Origin of the sequence: Pseudomonas sp. COW5 (genome assembly GCF_026240005.1) — a bacterium.
Lineage (GTDB): Bacteria > Pseudomonadota > Gammaproteobacteria > Pseudomonadales > Pseudomonadaceae > Aquipseudomonas > Aquipseudomonas kribbensis.
Genome location: NZ_JAPHVP010000001.1, coordinates 3,024,898 through 3,044,403 on the forward strand (window position 1 = coordinate 3,024,898; position 19,506 = coordinate 3,044,403).

The 19,506-nt window shown below is 55.5% G+C and carries 27 protein-coding genes; all 27 read left to right on the forward strand.

Annotated features, from left to right (window positions below; all coding sequences use genetic code 11):
• Positions 1-59: 59 nt before the first annotated feature.
• Positions 60-4,259, forward strand: coding sequence for a DNA-directed RNA polymerase subunit beta' (gene rpoC, locus OQ248_RS13745; RefSeq protein ID WP_085712352.1), 4,200 nt, complete (start codon positions 60-62; stop codon positions 4,257-4,259).
• A 215-nt stretch (positions 4,260-4,474) separates the two neighbouring features.
• Positions 4,475-4,846, forward strand: coding sequence for a 30S ribosomal protein S12 (gene rpsL, locus OQ248_RS13750; protein WP_003186084.1), 372 nt, complete (start codon positions 4,475-4,477; stop codon positions 4,844-4,846).
• A gap of 109 nt (positions 4,847-4,955) precedes the next feature.
• On the forward strand, positions 4,956-5,429 hold the full coding sequence (gene rpsG / locus OQ248_RS13755; RefSeq protein WP_007957592.1) for a 30S ribosomal protein S7: 474 nt from the start codon (positions 4,956-4,958) through the stop codon (positions 5,427-5,429).
• Positions 5,430-5,459: 30 nt separating this feature from the next.
• On the forward strand, positions 5,460-7,565 hold the full coding sequence (gene fusA, locus OQ248_RS13760) for an elongation factor G (RefSeq protein ID WP_085712351.1): 2,106 nt from the start codon (positions 5,460-5,462) through the stop codon (positions 7,563-7,565).
• A 31-nt stretch (positions 7,566-7,596) separates the two neighbouring features.
• Positions 7,597-8,790, forward strand: a complete 1,194-nt coding sequence (tuf, locus tag OQ248_RS13765) for an elongation factor Tu (RefSeq protein WP_010220303.1) — start codon at positions 7,597-7,599, stop codon at positions 8,788-8,790.
• A gap of 157 nt (positions 8,791-8,947) precedes the next feature.
• The gene (rpsJ, locus tag OQ248_RS13770) at positions 8,948-9,259 is read left to right on the forward strand and encodes a 30S ribosomal protein S10 (RefSeq protein ID WP_003186070.1); all 312 of its coding nucleotides are present in this window, start codon (positions 8,948-8,950) and stop codon (positions 9,257-9,259) included.
• A gap of 80 nt (positions 9,260-9,339) precedes the next feature.
• Positions 9,340-9,975, forward strand: a complete 636-nt coding sequence (gene rplC, locus OQ248_RS13775; RefSeq protein WP_007955641.1) for a 50S ribosomal protein L3 — start codon at positions 9,340-9,342, stop codon at positions 9,973-9,975.
• Between the two features lie 12 nt (positions 9,976-9,987).
• Complete coding sequence (gene rplD, locus OQ248_RS13780) at positions 9,988-10,590, forward strand: 50S ribosomal protein L4 (protein WP_003228735.1); 603 nt, start codon at positions 9,988-9,990, stop codon at positions 10,588-10,590.
• Positions 10,587-10,886, forward strand: a complete 300-nt coding sequence (gene rplW / locus OQ248_RS13785) for a 50S ribosomal protein L23 (protein WP_002555488.1) — start codon at positions 10,587-10,589, stop codon at positions 10,884-10,886. Before rplD ends, rplW begins: the two co-directional genes overlap by 4 nt.
• A gap of 14 nt (positions 10,887-10,900) precedes the next feature.
• Positions 10,901-11,725 carry a 50S ribosomal protein L2 gene (rplB, locus tag OQ248_RS13790; protein WP_016772943.1) on the forward strand — a complete coding sequence of 275 codons (825 nt, stop codon included), beginning with the start codon at positions 10,901-10,903 and terminating at the stop codon, positions 11,723-11,725.
• Between the two features lie 16 nt (positions 11,726-11,741).
• On the forward strand, positions 11,742-12,017 hold the full coding sequence (gene rpsS / locus OQ248_RS13795; RefSeq protein ID WP_011336172.1) for a 30S ribosomal protein S19: 276 nt from the start codon (positions 11,742-11,744) through the stop codon (positions 12,015-12,017).
• 11 nt (positions 12,018-12,028) lie between these two features.
• Complete coding sequence (gene rplV, locus OQ248_RS13800; protein ID WP_003103908.1) at positions 12,029-12,361, forward strand: 50S ribosomal protein L22; 333 nt, start codon at positions 12,029-12,031, stop codon at positions 12,359-12,361.
• Between the two features lie 13 nt (positions 12,362-12,374).
• Entirely contained in the window at positions 12,375-13,061 is a 687-nt protein-coding gene (gene rpsC / locus OQ248_RS13805) for a 30S ribosomal protein S3 (protein WP_085688068.1), read from the forward strand.
• Between the two features lie 12 nt (positions 13,062-13,073).
• Entirely contained in the window at positions 13,074-13,487 is a 414-nt protein-coding gene (rplP, locus tag OQ248_RS13810) for a 50S ribosomal protein L16 (protein WP_003228729.1), read from the forward strand.
• Positions 13,487-13,678, forward strand: coding sequence for a 50S ribosomal protein L29 (gene rpmC / locus OQ248_RS13815; protein WP_002555481.1), 192 nt, complete (start codon positions 13,487-13,489; stop codon positions 13,676-13,678). The genes rplP and rpmC overlap by 1 nt, the downstream gene beginning before the upstream one ends.
• A gap of 2 nt (positions 13,679-13,680) precedes the next feature.
• A complete protein-coding gene (rpsQ, locus tag OQ248_RS13820) occupies positions 13,681-13,947 on the forward strand; it encodes a 30S ribosomal protein S17 (protein ID WP_003194644.1) in 267 nt (88 codons plus the stop codon).
• Positions 13,948-13,970: 23 nt separating this feature from the next.
• On the forward strand, positions 13,971-14,339 hold the full coding sequence (gene rplN, locus OQ248_RS13825) for a 50S ribosomal protein L14 (protein ID WP_002555479.1): 369 nt from the start codon (positions 13,971-13,973) through the stop codon (positions 14,337-14,339).
• Between the two features lie 11 nt (positions 14,340-14,350).
• Entirely contained in the window at positions 14,351-14,665 is a 315-nt protein-coding gene (gene rplX / locus OQ248_RS13830; protein WP_003186046.1) for a 50S ribosomal protein L24, read from the forward strand.
• Positions 14,666-14,685: 20 nt separating this feature from the next.
• Positions 14,686-15,225 carry a 50S ribosomal protein L5 gene (gene rplE, locus OQ248_RS13835; RefSeq protein ID WP_003210069.1) on the forward strand — a complete coding sequence of 180 codons (540 nt, stop codon included), beginning with the start codon at positions 14,686-14,688 and terminating at the stop codon, positions 15,223-15,225.
• Between the two features lie 13 nt (positions 15,226-15,238).
• A complete protein-coding gene (gene rpsN / locus OQ248_RS13840; protein ID WP_003228726.1) occupies positions 15,239-15,544 on the forward strand; it encodes a 30S ribosomal protein S14 in 306 nt (101 codons plus the stop codon).
• A 208-nt stretch (positions 15,545-15,752) separates the two neighbouring features.
• Positions 15,753-16,145: a 30S ribosomal protein S8 gene (rpsH, locus tag OQ248_RS13845; protein WP_011336171.1), complete on the forward strand. Its 393-nt coding sequence runs from the start codon at positions 15,753-15,755 to the stop codon at positions 16,143-16,145.
• A 12-nt stretch (positions 16,146-16,157) separates the two neighbouring features.
• Positions 16,158-16,691, forward strand: coding sequence for a 50S ribosomal protein L6 (gene rplF, locus OQ248_RS13850; protein WP_065259511.1), 534 nt, complete (start codon positions 16,158-16,160; stop codon positions 16,689-16,691).
• A 10-nt stretch (positions 16,692-16,701) separates the two neighbouring features.
• Positions 16,702-17,052 carry a 50S ribosomal protein L18 gene (gene rplR, locus OQ248_RS13855; protein WP_003186037.1) on the forward strand — a complete coding sequence of 117 codons (351 nt, stop codon included), beginning with the start codon at positions 16,702-16,704 and terminating at the stop codon, positions 17,050-17,052.
• A gap of 3 nt (positions 17,053-17,055) precedes the next feature.
• Positions 17,056-17,556 (forward strand): 30S ribosomal protein S5, encoded by a 501-nt coding sequence (gene rpsE / locus OQ248_RS13860; protein ID WP_007955637.1) that lies wholly within the window; start codon positions 17,056-17,058, stop codon positions 17,554-17,556.
• Positions 17,557-17,558: 2 nt separating this feature from the next.
• A complete protein-coding gene (gene rpmD, locus OQ248_RS13865; RefSeq protein ID WP_003176408.1) occupies positions 17,559-17,735 on the forward strand; it encodes a 50S ribosomal protein L30 in 177 nt (58 codons plus the stop codon).
• A 3-nt stretch (positions 17,736-17,738) separates the two neighbouring features.
• Entirely contained in the window at positions 17,739-18,176 is a 438-nt protein-coding gene (gene rplO, locus OQ248_RS13870) for a 50S ribosomal protein L15 (RefSeq protein WP_003228720.1), read from the forward strand.
• The gene (gene secY, locus OQ248_RS13875) at positions 18,177-19,505 is read left to right on the forward strand and encodes a preprotein translocase subunit SecY (protein WP_003228718.1); all 1,329 of its coding nucleotides are present in this window, start codon (positions 18,177-18,179) and stop codon (positions 19,503-19,505) included.
• Position 19,506: the final 1 nt, after the last annotated feature.

A 19,506-nucleotide genomic window follows, 5' to 3' on the forward strand; every position in this document is an offset into this window, starting at 1 on the left:
TGACGCGATCGAGAGCGGGGCAGGATTGCCCGCTCTCTGCTCCGCCAGGAGGAAAGGCCTTGAAAGACCTACTGAATTTGCTGAAAAACCAGGGTCAAGTCGAAGAGTTCGACGCCATCCGTATCGGATTGGCCTCGCCTGAGATGATCCGCTCGTGGTCGTTCGGTGAAGTTAAAAAGCCGGAAACCATCAACTACCGTACGTTCAAACCCGAGCGTGACGGTCTGTTCTGCGCCAAGATCTTTGGCCCGGTAAAGGATTACGAGTGCCTGTGCGGTAAGTACAAGCGCTTGAAGCATCGTGGTGTTATCTGCGAGAAGTGCGGCGTTGAAGTTGCGCTGGCCAAGGTTCGTCGTGAGCGCATGGCGCACATCGAGCTGGCTTCGCCGGTTGCCCACATCTGGTTCCTGAAATCGCTGCCGTCCCGTATCGGCCTGCTGATGGACATGACCCTGCGTGATATCGAACGCGTTCTCTACTTCGAGAGCTATGTCGTTATCGATCCAGGCATGACCACTCTTGAAAAAGGTCAGCTGCTGAACGACGAGCAGTACTTCGAAGCGCTGGAAGAGTTCGGTGACGATTTCGACGCCCGCATGGGTGCTGAAGCTGTCCGTGAACTGCTGCACGCTATCGACCTGGAGCACGAGATTGGCCGTCTGCGTGAAGAAATTCCGCAAACCAACTCCGAAACCAAGATCAAGAAGCTGTCCAAGCGTCTGAAGTTGATGGAAGCCTTCCAGGGTTCCGGCAACCTGCCAGAGTGGATGGTGCTGACCGTTCTGCCGGTTCTGCCGCCGGATCTGCGTCCACTGGTCCCGCTGGATGGCGGTCGCTTCGCGACTTCCGACCTCAACGATCTGTATCGTCGAGTGATCAACCGTAACAACCGTTTGAAGCGCCTGCTGGATCTGTCCGCTCCGGACATCATCGTGCGCAACGAAAAGCGTATGTTGCAGGAAGCTGTCGATGCGCTGCTCGACAACGGTCGTCGTGGCCGCGCTATCACCGGTTCGAACAAGCGCCCTCTGAAATCCCTGGCTGACATGATCAAGGGTAAGCAAGGTCGTTTCCGTCAGAACTTGCTCGGTAAGCGTGTTGACTACTCCGGTCGTTCGGTAATTACCGTAGGCCCGACCCTGCGTCTGCACCAGTGCGGTCTGCCGAAGAAAATGGCTCTCGAGCTGTTCAAGCCGTTCATTTTCGGCAAGCTGGAAATGCGTGGTCTGGCGACCACCATCAAAGCGGCCAAGAAAATGGTCGAGCGCGAGCTGCCGGAAGTTTGGGACGTTCTCGCTGAAGTGATTCGCGAACACCCGGTTCTTCTCAACCGTGCACCGACCCTTCACCGTCTGGGTATCCAGGCGTTTGAACCGGTACTGATCGAAGGTAAGGCTATCCAGCTGCACCCTCTGGTCTGTGCTGCGTACAACGCCGACTTCGACGGCGACCAAATGGCCGTGCACGTACCGCTGACGCTGGAAGCCCAGCTCGAAGCGCGTGCGTTGATGATGTCGACCAACAACATTCTGTCGCCAGCCAACGGTGAGCCAATCATCGTTCCGTCGCAGGACGTTGTATTGGGTCTGTACTACATGACTCGTGAAGCGATCAACGCCAAGGGCGAAGGTCGTGTGTTCGCGGATCTGCAGGAAGTTGACCGTGTGTTCCGTGCCGGCGAAGCCGCACTGCACGCGAAGATCAAGGTTCGTATCAACGAAACCGTGAACGATCGTGACGGCAACAGCGTGAACAACACCCGTATCGTCGACACCACTGTCGGCCGTGCGCTGCTGTTCCAGGTCGTGCCAAAAGGTCTGTCGTTCGACGTCGTCAACCTGCCGATGAAGAAAAAGGCGATCTCCAAACTGATCAACCAGTGCTACCGCGTGGTTGGTCTGAAAGAGACCGTGATCTTCGCTGACCAGTTGATGTACACCGGTTTTGCCTACTCGACCATTTCCGGCGTTTCCATCGGTGTTAACGACTTCGTTATCCCGGATGAAAAAGCCCGCATCATCGGTGCTGCCACCGACGAAGTGAAAGAGATCGAGAGCCAGTACGCGTCCGGCCTGGTAACCCAGGGCGAGAAGTACAACAAAGTGATCGACCTTTGGTCGAAAGCGAACGACGAAGTCTCCAAGGCGATGATGGCCAACCTCTCGAAAGAGAAAGTCATCGACCGTCACGGCGACGAAGTCGAGCAGGAATCGTTCAACTCGATGTACATGATGGCCGACTCGGGTGCGCGGGGTTCCGCAGCACAGATTCGTCAGCTGGCCGGTATGCGTGGTCTGATGGCCAAGCCGGACGGTTCCATCATCGAAACGCCAATTACCGCGAACTTCCGTGAAGGTCTGAGCGTACTCCAGTACTTCATCTCGACTCACGGTGCTCGTAAAGGTCTGGCGGATACCGCGTTGAAGACTGCGAACTCCGGTTACCTGACTCGTCGTCTGGTAGACGTGGCGCAGGATCTGGTCGTGACCGAGATCGATTGCGGCACCGAGCATGGCCTGGTAATGACTCCGCACATTGAAGGCGGTGACGTTGTAGAGCCGCTGGGTGAGCGCGTATTGGGTCGTGTCATCGCCCGTGACGTATTCAAGCCGGGTACCGAGGACGTCATCGTTCCTGCCGGCACTCTGGTAGACGAGAAGTGGGTCGAGTTCATCGAGCTGAACAGCATCGACGAAGTGATCGTGCGCTCGCCGATCAGCTGCGAAACCCGCTACGGCATCTGCGCCAAGTGCTACGGCCGTGACCTGGCTCGTGGTCACCAGGTGAACATCGGTGAGTCGGTCGGCGTAATCGCTGCCCAGTCCATCGGTGAGCCGGGTACCCAGCTGACGATGCGTACGTTCCACATCGGTGGTGCGGCAAGCCGTACTTCCGCAGCCGACAGTGTTCAGGTGAAGAACGGCGGTACCGTCCGTCTGCATAACCTGAAGCACGTTGAGCGTGTGGATGGCAACCTGGTTGCCGTGTCCCGTTCCGGTGAGCTGGCGATTGCTGACGACTTCGGTCGTGAGCGCGAACGTTACAAGCTGCCGTACGGTGCCGTGATTTCGGTTAAAGAAGGTGACAAGGTCGACGCTGGCGCCATCGTGGCCAAGTGGGATCCGCACACTCACCCGATCGTTACCGAAATGAAAGGTACCGTGACCTACGTGGGCATGGAAGAAGGCATCACGATCAAGCGTCAGACTGACGAATTGACCGGTATGACCAACATTGAAGTACTTGATCCGAAAGATCGTCCGGCTGCCGGCAAGGACATTCGTCCTGCTGTGAAGATGGTCGATGACAACGGCAAGGATCTGTTGCTGCCAGGCACTGACGTTATTGCTCAGTACTTCCTGCCAGCCAACGCCCTGGTCGGCGTTGCGGACGGTGCGAAGATTGCGATCGGTGATGTTATCGCTCGTATCCCGCAGGAAACTTCGAAGACTCGTGACATCACCGGTGGTCTGCCGCGTGTTGCCGACCTGTTCGAGGCCCGCCGTCCGAAAGAAGCATCGATTCTGGCTGAAGTCAGCGGCACCATCGCGTTCGGTAAAGAGACCAAGGGCAAGCGCCGTCTGGTCATCACCCCGAACGACGGTAGCGATCCGTACGAAGAGCTGATTCCGAAGTGGCGTCACCTGAACGTGTTCGAAGGCGAACAGGTAAACCGCGGCGAAGTTATCTCCGACGGTCCGAGCGATCCGCACGACATCCTGCGTCTGCTGGGTGTGAGCGCGCTGGCCAAGTACATCGTTAACGAGATCCAGGACGTTTACCGTCTGCAGGGCGTGAAGATCAACGACAAGCACATCGAGACCATCCTGCGTCAGATGCTGCGTAAAGTTGAGATCTCCGAGTCCGGCGACTCCAGCTTCATCAAGGGCGACCAGATGGAACTGACTCACGTTCTGGTAGAGAACGAGCGTCTGAACGCGGAAGACAAGTTTGTCTCCAAGTTCACCCGCGTTCTGCTGGGTATCACCAAGGCGTCGTTGTCGACCGAATCGTTCATCTCGGCGGCTTCCTTCCAGGAAACCACCCGCGTACTGACCGAAGCGGCCGTAACCGGCAAGCGCGATTACCTGCGCGGCCTGAAAGAAAACGTGGTTGTGGGTCGTCTGATCCCGGCCGGTACCGGTCTGGCTTATCACAGCGAGCGCAAGCGTCGTCGTGATGCAGACAAGCCGTTGCGCGTAAGCGCCAGTGAAGTGGAAGCTGCACTGACCGAAGCGCTGAACTCGAGCGGTAACTGAGTTCTGCGACAAATGAGCTGAGGCCCTGATCTAACCGTTCATCGAATCGAGACAATTTGTCGAGGTTCGACGAGCGGGGAGGTCGGGGCCTTGCCTTGACTGGGGACAAGATCCTCTTTAGACTCTTGATCCCCTAAATTTGGCGGGAATCCGTTCCTGCCATTTTGCTTTTCTTGCAAGACAATAGCGTCGCAAGACAACAGTGGAGCTAGTAGATGGCAACTATCAACCAGCTGGTACGTCAGCCGCGTAAGCGTATCGTCGAGAAATCCGACGTACCTGCGCTGCAGAACTGCCCGCAACGTCGTGGCGTGTGCACCCGTGTGTACACCACTACGCCGAAAAAACCTAACTCGGCACTGCGTAAAGTATGCCGTGTGCGTCTGACCAACGGTTTCGAGGTTTCCTCGTACATCGGTGGTGAAGGCCACAACCTGCAAGAGCACAGCGTGGTACTGATCCGCGGCGGTCGTGTAAAAGACTTGCCAGGTGTTCGTTACCACACCGTTCGCGGCTCCTTGGATACTTCCGGCGTTAAAGGCCGTAACCAGGGTCGTTCGAAGTACGGTACCAAGCGTCCGAAGTAATCGGCCGTTTTGCAGATTTTCATTTTATTGAGTCGATAAGAGTAAGGTCGGGCGCGAATCCTCAAGGATCTGTCCCGAACTAACCTGAAGACCGTTTGAGGGCTTATCAATGCCAAGACGTCGCGTAGCAGCAAAGCGTGAGATTCTGGACGATCCGAAATACGGAAGCCAAATCCTCGCCAAATTCATGAACCACGTTATGGAAAGCGGCAAGAAAGCCGTTGCCGAGCGTATCGTTTATGGTGCCCTGGAAACCGTTGCGGCTCGCAAGACCGGCACCGATCCCCTGGAACTCTTCGAAAAAGCACTCGACGCCATCGCTCCGCTGGTCGAAGTGAAGTCGCGCCGCGTTGGTGGTGCTACTTACCAGGTTCCGGTCGAAGTTCGTCCGTCCCGTCGTAACGCTCTGGCAATGCGCTGGTTGGTAGACTTCGCCCGCAAGCGTGGCGAGAAGTCTATGGCTCTGCGCTTGGCTGGCGAGCTGCTGGATGCTGCTGAAGGTAAAGGTGCTGCTGTTAAGAAGCGTGAAGACGTGCACCGTATGGCCGAAGCTAACAAAGCTTTCTCGCACTACCGCTTCTAATTTTAGCTTCACTAATTTTGCGAGGGCTTTATGGCTCGTACTACTCCGATTAGTCGCTACCGTAACATCGGTATCGTCGCTCACGTGGATGCTGGTAAAACCACCACCACCGAGCGCGTCCTTTTTTACACTGGCAAAAGTCACAAAATGGGCGAGGTGCATGACGGCGCCGCGACCACAGACTGGATGGTTCAGGAGCAGGAGCGTGGTATTACCATTACTTCTGCTGCCATTACCGCCTTCTGGAAAGGTTCCGAGAAGCAGTACCCGCACGAGCATCGCTTCAACGTAATCGATACCCCGGGCCACGTAGACTTCACTATTGAAGTAGAACGTTCCCTGCGCGTACTCGACGGCGCTGTCGTTGTGTTCTGCGGTACTTCGGGTGTTGAGCCTCAGTCGGAAACCGTATGGCGTCAAGCCAACAAATACGGCGTTCCACGTCTTGTTTATGTAAACAAGATGGACCGTGCTGGTGCCAACTTCCTGCGCGTGATCGGTCAGATCAAACAGCGTCTGGGTCACACTCCGGTGCCGATCCAGCTGGCTATCGGTTCGGAAGACAACTTCCAGGGCCAGATCGACCTGATCAACATGCAAGCTGTTTACTGGAACGACTCTGACAAGGGTATGGTTCCTGTTCGCAAGGAAATCCCTGCGGACATGCTCGAGCTGGCCACTGAATGGCGCAGCAACATGGTTGAGGCTGCGGCCGAAGCCAGTGAAGAGCTGATGAACAAGTACCTGGAAGGTGAAGAGCTGTCGATCGCCGAGATCAAGGCTGCTCTGCGTCAGCGTACTATCGCTGGCGAAATCGTTCTGGCTGTTTGCGGTTCGTCCTTCAAGAACAAGGGTGTTCCCCTGGTTCTCGACGCCGTTATCGACTTCCTGCCTGCTCCGACCGACATTCCTGCTATCAAGGGCTCCAACCCTGATAACGAGGAAGAAGAGATGGAGCGTCATGCAAGCGACGACGAGCCGTTCGCGGCGTTGGCGTTCAAGATCGCTACCGACCCATTCGTGGGTACTCTGACCTTCGTCCGCGTTTACTCGGGCGTGTTGAACTCCGGCGACGGCGTGATCAACTCGGTCAAAGGCAAGAAAGAGCGCGTGGGTCGTATGGTGCAAATGCACGCAAACGCCCGTGAGGAGATCAAGGAAGTGCGCGCTGGCGACATCGCGGCCCTGATCGGCATGAAGGACGTCACCACTGGTGAAACCCTCTGCAACGCTGACAAGCCAATCATCCTGGTTCGCATGGACTTCCCGGAGCCGGTTATTTCGGTTGCCGTAGAGCCTAAGACCAAGGATGACCAGGAAAAAATGGGCATCGCTCTGGGCAAGCTGGCTCAGGAAGACCCGTCTTTCCGCGTTAAAACTGATGAAGAGACTGGTCAAACGATCATCTCCGGCATGGGCGAGCTGCACCTGGACATCCTGGTTGACCGGATGCGCCGTGAGTTCAACGTCGAAGCCAACATCGGCAAGCCTCAAGTTTCGTACCGTGAGCGCATCACGAAGAACTGCGAAATCGAAGGCAAGTTCGTTCGTCAGTCCGGCGGTCGTGGCCAGTTCGGTCACTGCTGGATTCGCTTTGCTCCTGCTGACGAAGGTCAGGAAGGTCTGCAATTCCTGAACGAAGTAGTAGGTGGTGTGGTTCCTAAGGAATACATCCCGGCTATCCAGAAGGGTATCGAAGAGCAGATGAAGAACGGCGTTGTTGCCGGCTATCCGCTGATCGGCCTGAAGGCTACCGTGTTCGATGGTTCTTACCACGACGTCGACTCCAACGAGATGGCGTTTAAAGTGGCTGCTTCCATGGCGACCAAGCAACTGGCCCAGAAGGGCGGTGGTGAGTTGCTCGAGCCGATCATGGCGGTAGAGGTTGTTACGCCTGAAGACTATATGGGTGACGTGATGGGCGACCTTAACCGTCGTCGCGGCATGATCCAGGGTATGGAAGACACAGTGTCCGGCAAGGTTATCCGTGCCGAAGTTCCACTGGGTGAGATGTTCGGTTATGCGACCGACGTTCGTTCCATGTCTCAGGGTCGCGCAAGCTACTCTATGGAATTCAAAAAATACGATACGGCTCCGTCGCACATCGTCGAATCCGTTACCAAAAAACAAGGCTGATTCAGCCCCTTTAGGCTAGGAGTTAATTGTCGTGGCTAAAGAAAAATTTGATCGTTCCCTACCGCACGTAAACGTTGGCACCATCGGCCACGTTGACCATGGTAAAACCACTCTGACCGCTGCTCTGACTCGCGTCTGCTCCGAAGTTTTCGGTTCGGCCGTAGTTGAATTCGACAAGATCGACAGCGCTCCAGAAGAAAAAGCTCGCGGTATCACCATCAACACCGCGCACGTTGAGTACAACTCGAACATTCGTCACTACGCTCACGTTGACTGCCCAGGTCACGCTGACTACGTGAAGAACATGATCACCGGTGCTGCCCAGATGGACGGCGCGATCCTGGTTTGCTCGGCTGCCGATGGTCCGATGCCACAAACTCGTGAGCACATCCTGCTGTCCCGTCAGGTAGGCGTTCCGTACATCGTGGTTTTCCTGAACAAGGCTGACCTGGTAGACGACGCAGAGCTGCTGGAACTGGTTGAGATGGAAGTTCGCGACCTGCTGTCCACCTACGACTTCCCAGGCGACGACACTCCGATCATCATCGGTTCGGCTCGTATGGCTCTGGAAGGCAAAGACGACAACGAAATGGGCACCACCGCTGTCAAGAAGCTGGTGGAAACTCTGGACAGCTACATCCCAGAGCCAGAGCGTGCTATCGACAAGCCGTTCCTGATGCCAATCGAAGACGTGTTCTCGATCTCGGGTCGTGGCACCGTGGTAACTGGTCGTATCGAGCGTGGTATCGTTCGCGTTCAGGACGCCCTGGAAATCGTTGGTCTGCGTGACACCACCACCACCACCTGCACCGGTGTTGAGATGTTCCGCAAGCTGCTGGACGAAGGTCGTGCTGGCGAGAACTGCGGCGTTCTGCTGCGTGGTACCAAGCGTGACGACGTTGAGCGTGGTCAGGTTCTGGTTAAGCCGGGTTCGGTTAAGCCGCACACCAAGTTCACCGCAGAAGTTTACGTTCTGAGCAAGGAAGAAGGCGGTCGTCACACTCCGTTCTTCAAAGGCTACCGTCCACAGTTCTACTTCCGTACTACTGACGTGACTGGTAACTGCGAGCTGCCAGAAGGCGTTGAAATGGTAATGCCAGGTGACAACATTCAGATGACTGTTACCCTGATCAAAACCATCGCGATGGAAGACGGTCTGCGTTTCGCTATCCGTGAAGGCGGTCGTACCGTCGGCGCTGGCGTCGTAGCCAAAATCATCGAGTAATCTCTTTTTTGAGATGGCTTCGATGAGTTGAAAAAGCCCCCGCTTAGCGGGGGCTTTTTTATTGGGTTGACACCTATCTGGGGCGTCTATAGAATTGCGCCTCCTTTTAACGGGCGTATTGCGCCCGGTGGGAATAGCAGCCGGAGTCTGAAATCCAATGCAAAATCAGCAAATCCGTATCAGGTTGAAGGCTTTTGACCATCGCCTGATCGACCAATCAACCCAGGAAATCGTGGAAACCGCGAAACGTACTGGTGCTCAAGTGCGTGGTCCAATTCCACTGCCTACCCGTAAAGAGCGGTTCACCGTTCTGGTTTCCCCGCACGTCAACAAAGACGCGCGTGACCAGTACGAAATCCGCACTCATAAGCGCGTTCTGGACATCGTCCAGCCAACGGATAAAACCGTTGATGCTCTTATGAAGCTTGATCTTGCGGCCGGTGTGGAAGTGCAGATCAGCCTCGGCTAAGACTCGGTCTTGGTCGTGTAACGCTCTGAAATGGGCGGCCATAGCGGGTGAAAGCCCCGTACACTCATGAGGTTTACAACATGACTATTGGTGTAGTCGGTCGTAAAGCGGGTATGACCCGTATTTTCACCGAAGAAGGTGTCTCCATTCCGGTCACGGTCATTGAGATCGAGCCGAATCGCGTCACCCAGTTCAAAACTGAAGAAACCGATGGCTATCGTGCAGTGCAAGTCACTGTCGGCGAGCGTCGTGCTTCCCGTGTTACAGCTGCTCAGGCTGGCCACTTCGCCAAGGCGAACGTTGCCGCTGGTCGTACCGTAATGGAATTCCGCCTTGAAGAAGGCGAGTACCAGGCCGGCGATCTGATCAACGCTGAAATCTTCGCTGCTGGTCAACTGGTTGATGTAACCGGTCAGTCCAAAGGTAAAGGCTTCCAGGGTACGATCAAGCGTTGGAACTTCCGCGGGCAAGATAACACCCACGGTAACTCCGTATCCCACCGCGTCCCAGGCTCTATCGGCCAGTGCCAGACTCCTGGTCGTGTATTCAAGGGCAAAAAAATGTCCGGTCATATGGGCGCTGAGCGCGTGACCGTGCAGTCCCTGGAAGTAGTGCGCGTGGACGCTGAACGCAATCTGTTGTTGGTCAAGGGTGCTGTTCCTGGCGCTACTGGCGGCAACCTGGTTGTACGTCCAGCAGCCAAGGCTCGCGGTTAAGGGGAAGCTGACATGCAATTAAATGTAAATGACGCTCAAGCGATCGAAGTTTCCGAACTGACATTTGGCGGCGAGTTCAACGAGACGCTGGTTCACCAAGCAGTCGTGGCCTACATGGCTGGCGGCCGTCAAGGTAGCAAGCAGCAAAAGACCCGTTCCGACGTTCGTGGTGGCGGTAAGCGCCCATGGCGTCAGAAAGGTACTGGCCGTGCTCGTGCCGGTACTATCCGCAGCCCAATCTGGCGCGGCGGCGGCACCACTTTCGCAGCTCGTCCACAGGATCACTCCCAGAAGCTGAACAAGAAGATGTACCGCGCAGCAATGCGTTCCATCCTTGCTGAGCTGGTGCGTACTGATCGTCTGGTCGTGGTTCAGGATTTCGCAGTTGAAACTCCGAAAACCAAAGACCTGCTGGGCAAACTGAACAACATGAGCCTGACCGACGTTCTGATCGTGTCTGACGCTGTTGATCAGAACCTGTACCTGGCTGCTCGCAACCTGCCACACGTAGATGTACGTGACGTGCAAGGTTCCGATCCAGTTAGTCTGATCGCATACGACAAGGTGTTGATCACCGTGTCGGCCGTGAAGAAATTCGAGGAGCTGCTGGGATGAACCAGGAACGCGTATTTAAAGTTCTGCTTGGCCCGCACGTTTCCGAGAAGGCTACGGTTCTGGCAGACAAGAAAGGCCAGTTCGTTTTCAAGGTTGCTACCGATGCAACCAAGCTGGAAATCAAGAAGGCCGTCGAAAGCCTGTTCAGCGTGAAAGTTGAGCGTGTTACTACCCTGAACGTTCTGGGTAAGAGCAAGCGCACCGCTCGCGGTCTGGGCAAGCGTAATGACTGGAAGAAGGCAGTTATCTCCCTTCAGCCAGGCCAAGATCTCGATTTCAGCAGCAGTGCTGAGTAAGGAAGGGGTGCATCATGGCAATCGTTAAATGCAAACCGACTTCCCCTGGCCGCCGTTTTGTGGTCAAGGTGGTCAACCAGGAGCTGCATAAAGGCGCTCCTCACGCACCGCTGCTCGAGAAAAAATCGAAGTCTGGTGGTCGTAACAACAATGGCCGCATTACCACTCGTCACATCGGTGGTGGTCATAAGCAGCATTACCGTATGGTCGATTTTCGTCGCAACGACAAAGATGGCATCGTCGCCACTGTCGAGCGTATCGAATACGATCCAAACCGTACTGCTCACATCGCACTGCTGTGCTACGCAGACGGCGAGCGCCGCTACATCATCGCCCCTAAAGGCGTGAGTGCTGGCGACCAGCTGATCGCAGGCGCTCTGGCTCCAATCAAGCCAGGCAACGCTCTGCAACTGCGCAACATTCCAGTCGGTTCTACCGTACACGGCATCGAACTGAAGCCAGGTAAAGGCGCACAGATCGCTCGTTCCGCTGGTGCTTCGGCTCAGCTGATCGCTCGTGAAGGTGTGTACGTTACCCTGCGTCTGCGTTCCGGTGAAATGCGTAAAGTGCTGGCTGAGTGCCGTGCGACCCTGGGCGAAGTCTCGAACTCCGAGCACAGCCTGCGTTCGCTGGGTAAAGCTGGTGCCAAGCGCTGGCGTGGCGTTCGCCCAACCGTTCGTGGTGTTGCCATGAACCCGGTTGACCACCCACATGGTGGTGGTGAAGGTCGTACCTCTGGTGGTCGTCATCCGGTATCGCCATGGGGCTTCCCGACTAAGGGCGCGAAGACTCGTGGTAATAAGCGTACCGACAAAATGATCGTCCGTCGTCGCAAGTAAATAGAGGGATACGACAGTGCCACGTTCTCTGAAAAAAGGTCCTTTTATTGATCTTCACCTACTGAAGAAGATCGAAGTGGCGGCGGAAAAGAACGATCGCAAACCAATTAAGACTTGGTCGCGCCGTTCGATGATCCTGCCACAAATGGTCGGTCTGACCATCGCAGTACACAACGGTCGTCAGCACGTCCCAGTTCTCGTTAACGAAGACATGGTCGGCCACAAACTGGGCGAGTTCGCCGGTACCCGCAACTATCGCGGGCACGTGGCAGACAAGAAAGCCAAGCGTTAAGGGGTAAGGAAATGGAAGTAGCCGCTAAGTTGTCGGGCGCTCGAATCTCCGCCCAGAAAGCCCGCTTGGTCGCCGACCAGATCCGCGGGAAGAAGGTGGGCGAAGCGCTCAACCTGTTGGCTTTCAGCAGTAAGAAAGCCGCCGAGATCATGAAAAAAGTGCTGGAGTCGGCCGTAGCCAACGCCGAGCATAACGAAGGCGCAGACGTTGATGACCTGAAGGTCAGCACCGTTTTCGTCAACGAAGGGCGTTCGCTGAAGCGCATCATGCCACGTGCCAAAGGCCGTGCTGATCGCATCGTCAAGCGGTCTTGCCATATCACTGTCAAGGTTGCTGACAAGTAACGGAGTCGAAGAGATGGGTCAGAAAGTACATCCCATTGGCATTCGCCTGGGAATCGTCAAGGAGCACACCTCCGTCTGGTACGCAGACGGTCGGACTTATGCGGACTATTTGCTCGCAGATCTGAAGGTGCGTGAGTATCTCCAAGACAAACTAAAAAGCGCGTCCGTAAGCCGTATCGATATCCATCGTCCGGCTCAAACTGCACGCATCACCATCCACACCGCTCGTCCAGGTATCGTTATCGGGAAGAAAGGTGAAGATGTTGAAAAACTGCGTCAGGACCTGACCAAGCAAATGGGTGTGCCTGTGCACATCAATATCGAAGAGATCCGCAAGCCGGAGCTCGACGGTATGCTGGTTGCCCAGAGCGTAGCTCAGCAGCTGGAGCGTCGTGTGATGTTCCGTCGCGCCATGAAGCGCGCCGTACAGAACGCCATGCGCATTGGTGCCAAAGGCATCAAAATCCAAGTGAGCGGTCGTCTCGGCGGTGCTGAAATCGCACGTACTGAATGGTATCGCGAAGGTCGTGTGCCACTGCACACCCTGCGTGCCGATATCGACTATGCCACCTACGAAGCTCACACCACCTACGGTGTGATCGGTGTAAAGGTTTGGATCTTCAAAGGCGAAGTAATTGGTGGTCGCCAAGAAGAACTGAAACCACAAGCACCAGCGCCTCGTAAAAAAGCTGCTAAGTAAGGGGTACGCCAAATGTTGCAACCAAAGCGTACGAAGTTCCGCAAGCAGATGACCGGCCACAACCGTGGTCTGGCACTGCGCGGTAGCAAAGTCAGCTTCGGCGAGTTCGCGCTGAAGTCTGTTGCTCGTGGTCGTCTCACCGCTCGTCAGATCGAGTCAGCGCGTCGTGCTCTGACCCGTCACGTAAAACGTGGTGGCAAGATCTGGATCCGTGTATTCCCGGACAAGCCGATCTCCAAGAAGCCTCTCGAGGTTCGTATGGGTAAAGGTAAGGGTAACGTGGAATACTGGGTTGCCCAGATTCAGCCAGGCAAAGTCCTGTATGAAATCGAGGGTGTTTCTGAAGAGCTGGCGCGTGAGGCTTTCGCCCTGGCTGCTGCAAAGCTGCCGCTCGCCACCTCCTTTGTTAAACGGACGGTGATGTGATGAAAGCGAATGAACTTCGTGAAAAATCCGCACAGCAGCTGAACGAGCAACTGCTCGGCTTGCTGCGCGACCAGTTCAATCTGCGCATGCAGAAAGCAACTGGCCAGTTGGGGCAGTCTCATCTGCTCTCGCAAGTTAAGCGTGACATCGCTCGCGTGAAGACTGTGCTCAACCAGCAGGCAGGTAAGTGATCATGGCTGAAGCCGAAAAAACTGTCCGTACGCTGACTGGCCGTGTTGTCAGCGACAAGATGGACAAAACCATCACCGTTCTGATCGAGCGTCGCGTTAAGCACCCGATCTACGGTAAATACGTTAAGCGTTCGACTAAGCTGCACGCGCACGACGAAACCAATCAGTGCCACATCGGCGACAAAGTCACTATTCGTGAAACTCGTCCGATGGCCAAGACCAAGTCTTGGGCGCTGGTTGATGTTCTCGAACGCGCTGTGGAAGTCTAAGGGCTAGGGGTCGGAGAAATTATATGATTCAGACTCAATCCATGCTCGATGTGGCCGATAACAGCGGCGCTCGCCGCGTTATGTGCATCAAGGTGCTGGGTGGCTCCCATCGTCGTTACGCTGGTATCGGTGACATCATCAAAGTTACCGTGAAGGAAGCAATTCCTCGCGGTAAAGTGAAAAAAGGCCAAGTGATGACTGCTGTAGTAGTCCGCACTCGTCACGGCGTACGTCGTGCTGATGGCTCCATTATCCGCTTTGATGGCAACGCTGCTGTTCTTCTGAACAACAAGCAAGAGCCGATCGGCACCCGTATCTTTGGGCCAGTGACCCGTGAACTTCGTACTGAGAAGTTCATGAAGATCGTCTCGCTCGCCCCAGAAGTGCTGTAAGGAGATCCGACATGCAAAAGATTCGTCGTGACGACGAGATCATCGTGATCGCCGGCAAAGACAAAGGTAAGCGCGGTAAGGTGCTGAAGGTTCTTGCTGACAACCGTCTGGTTGTTGGTGGTCTGAACCTGGTCAAGCGTCATACCAAGCCTAACCCGATGTCGGGCGTACAGGGCGGTATCGTCGAGAAAGAAGCGCCACTGCACGCTTCCAACGTCGCCATCTTCAACGGCGAAACCAACAAGGCTGACCGCGTTGGTTTCAAAGTAGAAGACGGTAAGAAAATTCGTGTCTTCAAGTCGACCCAAAAAGCGGTTGATGCTTGAACACTGCTAGGTAGAAGACCATGGCACGACTAAAAGAGATTTACCGGAAGGAAATCGCACCGAAACTTAAGGAAGAACTTAAGCTTTCGAACGTGATGGAAGTTCCGCGCGTTACCAAAATCACCCTGAACATGGGTCTGGGCGAAGCGATCGGCGACAAAAAAGTCATCGAGCACGCTGTTGCTGACCTGGAAAAGATCACCGGCCAGAAAGTCGTTGTGACCTACGCTCGCAAATCCATCGCTGGCTTTAAAGTCCGTGAAGGTTGGCCGATCGGCGTCAAAGTGACCCTGCGCCGTGAGCGTATGTACGAGTTCCTGGATCGTCTGCTGTCGATCTCCCTGCCTCGGGTTCGCGACTTCCGCGGCCTGAATGCCAAGTCCTTCGATGGTCGTGGCAACTACAGCATGGGCGTGAAAGAGCAGATCATTTTCCCGGAAATCGACTACGACAAGATCGATGCTCTCCGCGGTCTGGACATTACCCTGACCACCACTGCCAAGAACGATGATGAAGGCCGCGCTCTGCTGCGTGCTTTCAAATTCCCGTTCCGCAACTGATTGGAGTAGGAAAATGGCCAAGAAGAGCATGAAGAACCGTGAGCTGAAGCGTCAGCTCACCGTTGCCAAGTACGCCACCAAGCGTGCAGCGCTGAAAGCTATCATCGTCGATCTGAACGCAAGTCCAGAAGCGCGTTGGGAAGCTACCGTAGCTCTGCAGAAGCAGCCACGTGACGCAAGCGCTTCGCGCATGCGTAACCGCTGCCGCCTGACTGGTCGTCCGCACGGCGTTTACCGCAAGTTCGGCCTGGGCCGTAACAAGCTGCGTGAAGCTGCAATGCGTGGTGACGTTCCAGGTCTGGTTAAAGCCAGCTGGTAATTGCTGTCAAAGTCTCGATGGTCGGGGTCGCAAGAACCTGACCATCGGTGGCCTTGAACATGAATCAAGCCCCTTTTGGGGCTTGATTCATTTCTGGGGTGTGTCTAGAATGACCGGCTCGCCTGAGCCCGTGTTTTTCTGCCCGGAATTTCTCGGCGACAAGTAGTAGCCGCAAGGCTAATTTTTCTGTATTAGGAGCGTCTAGCCCATGAGTATGCAGGACCCGTTAGCGGACATGCTAACTCGAATCCGTAATGCCCAGATGGCTGAAAAGTCCGTCGTAAGCATGCCTTCTTCCACGTTGAAGGTGGCTGTAGCTAAAGTCCTGAAGGACGAAGGTTACATCGCGGGTTATCAGATCAGCAGCGAAACCAAACCACTGCTGTCTATCGAGCTGAAATATTTCGAAGGCCGTCCGGTTATCGAAGAAGTCAAGCGCGTTAGCCGTCCAGGCCTGCGTCAGTACAAGTCCGTCGAAGAGCTGCCAAAAGTACGTGGCGGTCTCGGCGTGTCTATCGTCTCCACCAACAAAGGTGTGATGACTGATCGTGCTGCGCGCGCTGCCGGTGTCGGCGGCGAAGTTCTTTGCACTGTGTTCTAAGGGGGGATAAGCATGTCTCGCGTCGCTAAGAACCCCGTTAAGCTGCCAGCCGGTGTCGAAGTAAAATTCGCAGGCCAACAGCTTTCGGTGAAGGGTGCCAAGGGTACTCTTGAACTGAACGTCCATTCGTCCGTTGAGATCGTTGAAGAAGCCGGTGAGCTGCGTTTTGCTGCTCGCAATGGCGATCAGCAGACTCGCGCAATGGCCGGTACCACTCGTGCGTTGGTAAACAACATGGTCCAGGGCGTAAGCCAAGGCTTCGAGCGCAAGCTCCAGCTGGTCGGTGTTGGTTACAAAGCGCAAGCAAAAGGTCAGGTGCTGAACCTGGCTCTTGGCTTCTCGCACCCAGTGGATTACGAACTGCCGGAAGGCATCACCGCTGAGACTCCTAGCCAGACCGATATCCTGATCAAGGGCATCGACAAGCAGCTGGTAGGTCAAGTGGCCGCCGAGATCCGCGACTTCCGTCCACCAGAGCCGTACAAAGGCAAAGGTGTGCGCTACGCGGACGAAGTCGTCCGTCGTAAAGAAGCCAAGAAGAAGTAGGGCATAGCAAATGACCGACAAAAAAGTTACTCGACTGCGTCGCGCTCGCAAAGCACGCCTGAAAATGCACGAACTCGAAGTCGTGCGTCTCTGCGTGTTCCGCTCTTCGCAGCACATCTACGCCCAGGTCATTTCGGCCGACGGCAACAAAGTCCTGGCAAGCGCCTCGACTTTGGATAAAGAACTGCGTGATGGCGCCACTGGCAACATCGACGCGGCCACTAAGGTTGGCCAGCTGGTCGCTACGCGTGCTAAGGCCGCTGGCGTCTCGCAGGTGGCTTTCGACCGCTCTGGCTTCAAGTACCACGGCCGCGTAAAAGCGCTGGCTGATGCTGCTCGTGAAGCTGGGCTGGAGTTCTAAGTTATGTCAAATAACGACCAAAAGCGCGACGAAGGCTACATCGAGAAGCTGGTTCAAGTTAACCGCGTAGCCAAAACCGTTAAAGGCGGCCGTATCTTCACTTTCACCGCGTTGACCGTGGTTGGTGATGGTAAGGGCCGTGTTGGCTTCGGCCGTGGCAAGTCGCGTGAAGTGCCTGCTGCGATCCAGAAGGCAATGGAAGCTGCTCGCCGCAACATGATCCAGGTTGATCTGAACGGCACCACTCTGCAGTACGCAATGAAGTCCGCCCACGGCGCTTCGAAGGTGTACATGCAGCCTGCTTCTGAAGGTACCGGTATCATCGCTGGCGGCGCTATGCGTGCTGTCCTCGAAGTTGCTGGCGTTCAGAACGTTCTGGCCAAGTGCTACGGCTCGACTAACCCTGTAAACGTGGTTCACGCCACTTTCAAGGGTCTGAAGGCTATGCAGTCTCCTGAGTCCATCGCAGCCAAGCGTGGCCTGCGTGTTGAGGAGATCAAGTAATCATGGCTACCGTTAAAGTTACGCTGATCAAAAGCATGACCGGCCGCATCCCTAACCACAAACTGTGCGTTAAGGGTCTGGGCCTGCGTCGCATCGGTCACACTGTAGAAGTCCAGGATACTCCCGAGAATCGCGGGATGATCAACAAGGCTTACTACATGCTGCGTGTCGAGGGTTAATCGATGAAACTCAATGATCTGAGTCCAGCGCCGGGTTCCCGTCGCGAAAAGCATCGTCCGGGCCGTGGTATCGGTAGTGGTTTGGGTAAGACTGGTGGCCGTGGTCACAAAGGTCAGACCTCCCGCTCCGGTGGCACCATTGCTCCAGGCTTTGAAGGCGGTCAACAGCCGCTGCATCGTCGCCTGCCGAAGTTCGGTTTCGTTTCCCTGAAAGCCATGGACCGCGCAGAAGTGCGTCTGTCCGAGCTGGCTAAAGTGGAAGGCGACATCGTCACCGTGCAGTCCCTGAAAGATGCCAACGTGATCAACGTCAACGTACAGCGTGTGAAAATCATGCTGTCCGGTGAAGTGACTCGCGCTGTCACTATCGGCAAGGGAATCGGCGCCACCAAAGGTGCGCGTGCGGCTATCGAAGCAGCTGGCGGCAAGTTCGAGGAATAAATGGCTAAGCAAGGTGCTCTCTCTGCGCTCGGCAAAGGCGGTATGTCTGAACTCTGGGCTCGTCTGCGTTTTCTGTTCCTGGCGATTATCGTCTACCGAATAGGCGCACACATCCCGGTTCCAGGTATCAACCCGGACCGACTCGCGGACCTGTTTCGACAGAATGAGGGGACCATTCTTAGCTTGTTCAACATGTTTTCCGGCGGCGCGCTGGAGCGGATGAGCATCTTTGCACTGGGGATCATGCCGTACATTTCGGCATCGATCATCATGCAGCTGATGACTGCCGTCAGCCCGCAGCTGGAGCAGTTGAAGAAGGAAGGTGAAGCTGGCCGTCGCAAGATCAGCCAGTACACCCGCTACGGCACCGTCGTCCTCGCTCTCGTCCAGGCCATTGGCATGTCCATTGGTCTGGCGGGGCAGGGCGTTGCGTTCACTGGTGACTTTGGCTTCCATTTCGTCGCGGTATCCACGTTTGTGGCTGGTGCGATGTTCATGATGTGGCTGGGTGAGCAGATTACTGAGCGTGGTGTAGGCAACGGTATCTCGATGTTGATTTTTTCGGGAATCGTCGCCGGTCTTCCGAGAGCAATCGGGCAGTCTTTCGAGTCTGCGCGTCAGGGTGATATCAATATCTTCGCCCTGGTTGCCATCGGTTTGCTGGCAGTAGCGATTATCGGTTTCGTGGTGTTCATTGAGCGTGGTCAGCGTCGTATCGCTGTTCACTACGCCAAGCGTCAGCAAGGCCGCAAGGTTTTCGCTGCGCAGACTAGCCACTTGCCGCTGAAGGTGAACATGGCCGGCGTTATTCCGGCTATTTTCGCGAGCAGCATTCTGCTGTTCCCGGCTTCGTTGGGTGCCTGGTTTGGTCAGTCTGAAGGTATGGGCTGGTTGCAGGACATCTCGCAGTCGATCGCTCCTGGTCAGCCGTTGAATATTCTGCTGTTTAGTGCAGGGATTATTTTCTTCTGCTTCTTCTATACGGCGTTGATGTTCAATCCGAAAGACGTAGCGGAAAACCTGAAGAAGTCCGGTGCCTTTATTCCGGGCATCCGTCCAGGTGAGCAGTCTGCGCGCTACATTGATGGCGTTCTGACTCGCTTGACCATGTTCGGTGCTCTTTACATGACGGCCGTGTGCCTGTTGCCCCAGTTCCTGGTGGTTGCAGCAAACGTTCCGTTCTACCTTGGCGGGACCTCGTTGCTGATCGTGGTCGTGGTTGTGATGGACTTCATGTCCCAAGTACAATCGCACCTCGTTTCGCACCAGTACGAATCCCTGATGAAGAAAGCCAACCTGAAGGGTTACGGCAGCGGCATGTTGCGCTGAG

What these genes read in the sequence shown, in the direction of transcription:
- rplC (WP_007955641.1), top strand. Translation starts at nt 9,340, where the DNA reads ATGACTATTGGTGTAGTCGGTCGTAAAGCGGGTATGACCCGTATTTTC.
- rpsN (WP_003228726.1), top strand. Translation starts at nt 15,239, where the DNA reads ATGGCCAAGAAGAGCATGAAGAACCGTGAGCTGAAGCGTCAGCTCACC.
- rplD (WP_003228735.1), top strand. Translation starts at nt 9,988, where the DNA reads ATGCAATTAAATGTAAATGACGCTCAAGCGATCGAAGTTTCCGAACTG.
- rplB (WP_016772943.1), top strand. Translation starts at nt 10,901, where the DNA reads ATGGCAATCGTTAAATGCAAACCGACTTCCCCTGGCCGCCGTTTTGTG.
- rpsG (WP_007957592.1), top strand. Translation starts at nt 4,956, where the DNA reads ATGCCAAGACGTCGCGTAGCAGCAAAGCGTGAGATTCTGGACGATCCG.
- rpsL (WP_003186084.1), top strand. Translation starts at nt 4,475, where the DNA reads ATGGCAACTATCAACCAGCTGGTACGTCAGCCGCGTAAGCGTATCGTC.
- fusA (WP_085712351.1), top strand. Translation starts at nt 5,460, where the DNA reads ATGGCTCGTACTACTCCGATTAGTCGCTACCGTAACATCGGTATCGTC.
- rpsE (WP_007955637.1), top strand. Translation starts at nt 17,056, where the DNA reads ATGTCAAATAACGACCAAAAGCGCGACGAAGGCTACATCGAGAAGCTG.
- secY (WP_003228718.1), top strand. Translation starts at nt 18,177, where the DNA reads ATGGCTAAGCAAGGTGCTCTCTCTGCGCTCGGCAAAGGCGGTATGTCT.
- rpsQ (WP_003194644.1), top strand. Translation starts at nt 13,681, where the DNA reads ATGGCTGAAGCCGAAAAAACTGTCCGTACGCTGACTGGCCGTGTTGTC.
- rplE (WP_003210069.1), top strand. Translation starts at nt 14,686, where the DNA reads ATGGCACGACTAAAAGAGATTTACCGGAAGGAAATCGCACCGAAACTT.
- rplO (WP_003228720.1), top strand. Translation starts at nt 17,739, where the DNA reads ATGAAACTCAATGATCTGAGTCCAGCGCCGGGTTCCCGTCGCGAAAAG.
- rpmC (WP_002555481.1), top strand. Translation starts at nt 13,487, where the DNA reads ATGAAAGCGAATGAACTTCGTGAAAAATCCGCACAGCAGCTGAACGAG.
- rpsC (WP_085688068.1), top strand. Translation starts at nt 12,375, where the DNA reads ATGGGTCAGAAAGTACATCCCATTGGCATTCGCCTGGGAATCGTCAAG.
- rpsH (WP_011336171.1), top strand. Translation starts at nt 15,753, where the DNA reads ATGAGTATGCAGGACCCGTTAGCGGACATGCTAACTCGAATCCGTAAT.
- rplX (WP_003186046.1), top strand. Translation starts at nt 14,351, where the DNA reads ATGCAAAAGATTCGTCGTGACGACGAGATCATCGTGATCGCCGGCAAA.
- rpsJ (WP_003186070.1), top strand. Translation starts at nt 8,948, where the DNA reads ATGCAAAATCAGCAAATCCGTATCAGGTTGAAGGCTTTTGACCATCGC.
- rplP (WP_003228729.1), top strand. Translation starts at nt 13,074, where the DNA reads ATGTTGCAACCAAAGCGTACGAAGTTCCGCAAGCAGATGACCGGCCAC.
- rpmD (WP_003176408.1), top strand. Translation starts at nt 17,559, where the DNA reads ATGGCTACCGTTAAAGTTACGCTGATCAAAAGCATGACCGGCCGCATC.
- rplW (WP_002555488.1), top strand. Translation starts at nt 10,587, where the DNA reads ATGAACCAGGAACGCGTATTTAAAGTTCTGCTTGGCCCGCACGTTTCC.
- rplR (WP_003186037.1), top strand. Translation starts at nt 16,702, where the DNA reads ATGACCGACAAAAAAGTTACTCGACTGCGTCGCGCTCGCAAAGCACGC.
- rplF (WP_065259511.1), top strand. Translation starts at nt 16,158, where the DNA reads ATGTCTCGCGTCGCTAAGAACCCCGTTAAGCTGCCAGCCGGTGTCGAA.
- rplV (WP_003103908.1), top strand. Translation starts at nt 12,029, where the DNA reads ATGGAAGTAGCCGCTAAGTTGTCGGGCGCTCGAATCTCCGCCCAGAAA.
- rplN (WP_002555479.1), top strand. Translation starts at nt 13,971, where the DNA reads ATGATTCAGACTCAATCCATGCTCGATGTGGCCGATAACAGCGGCGCT.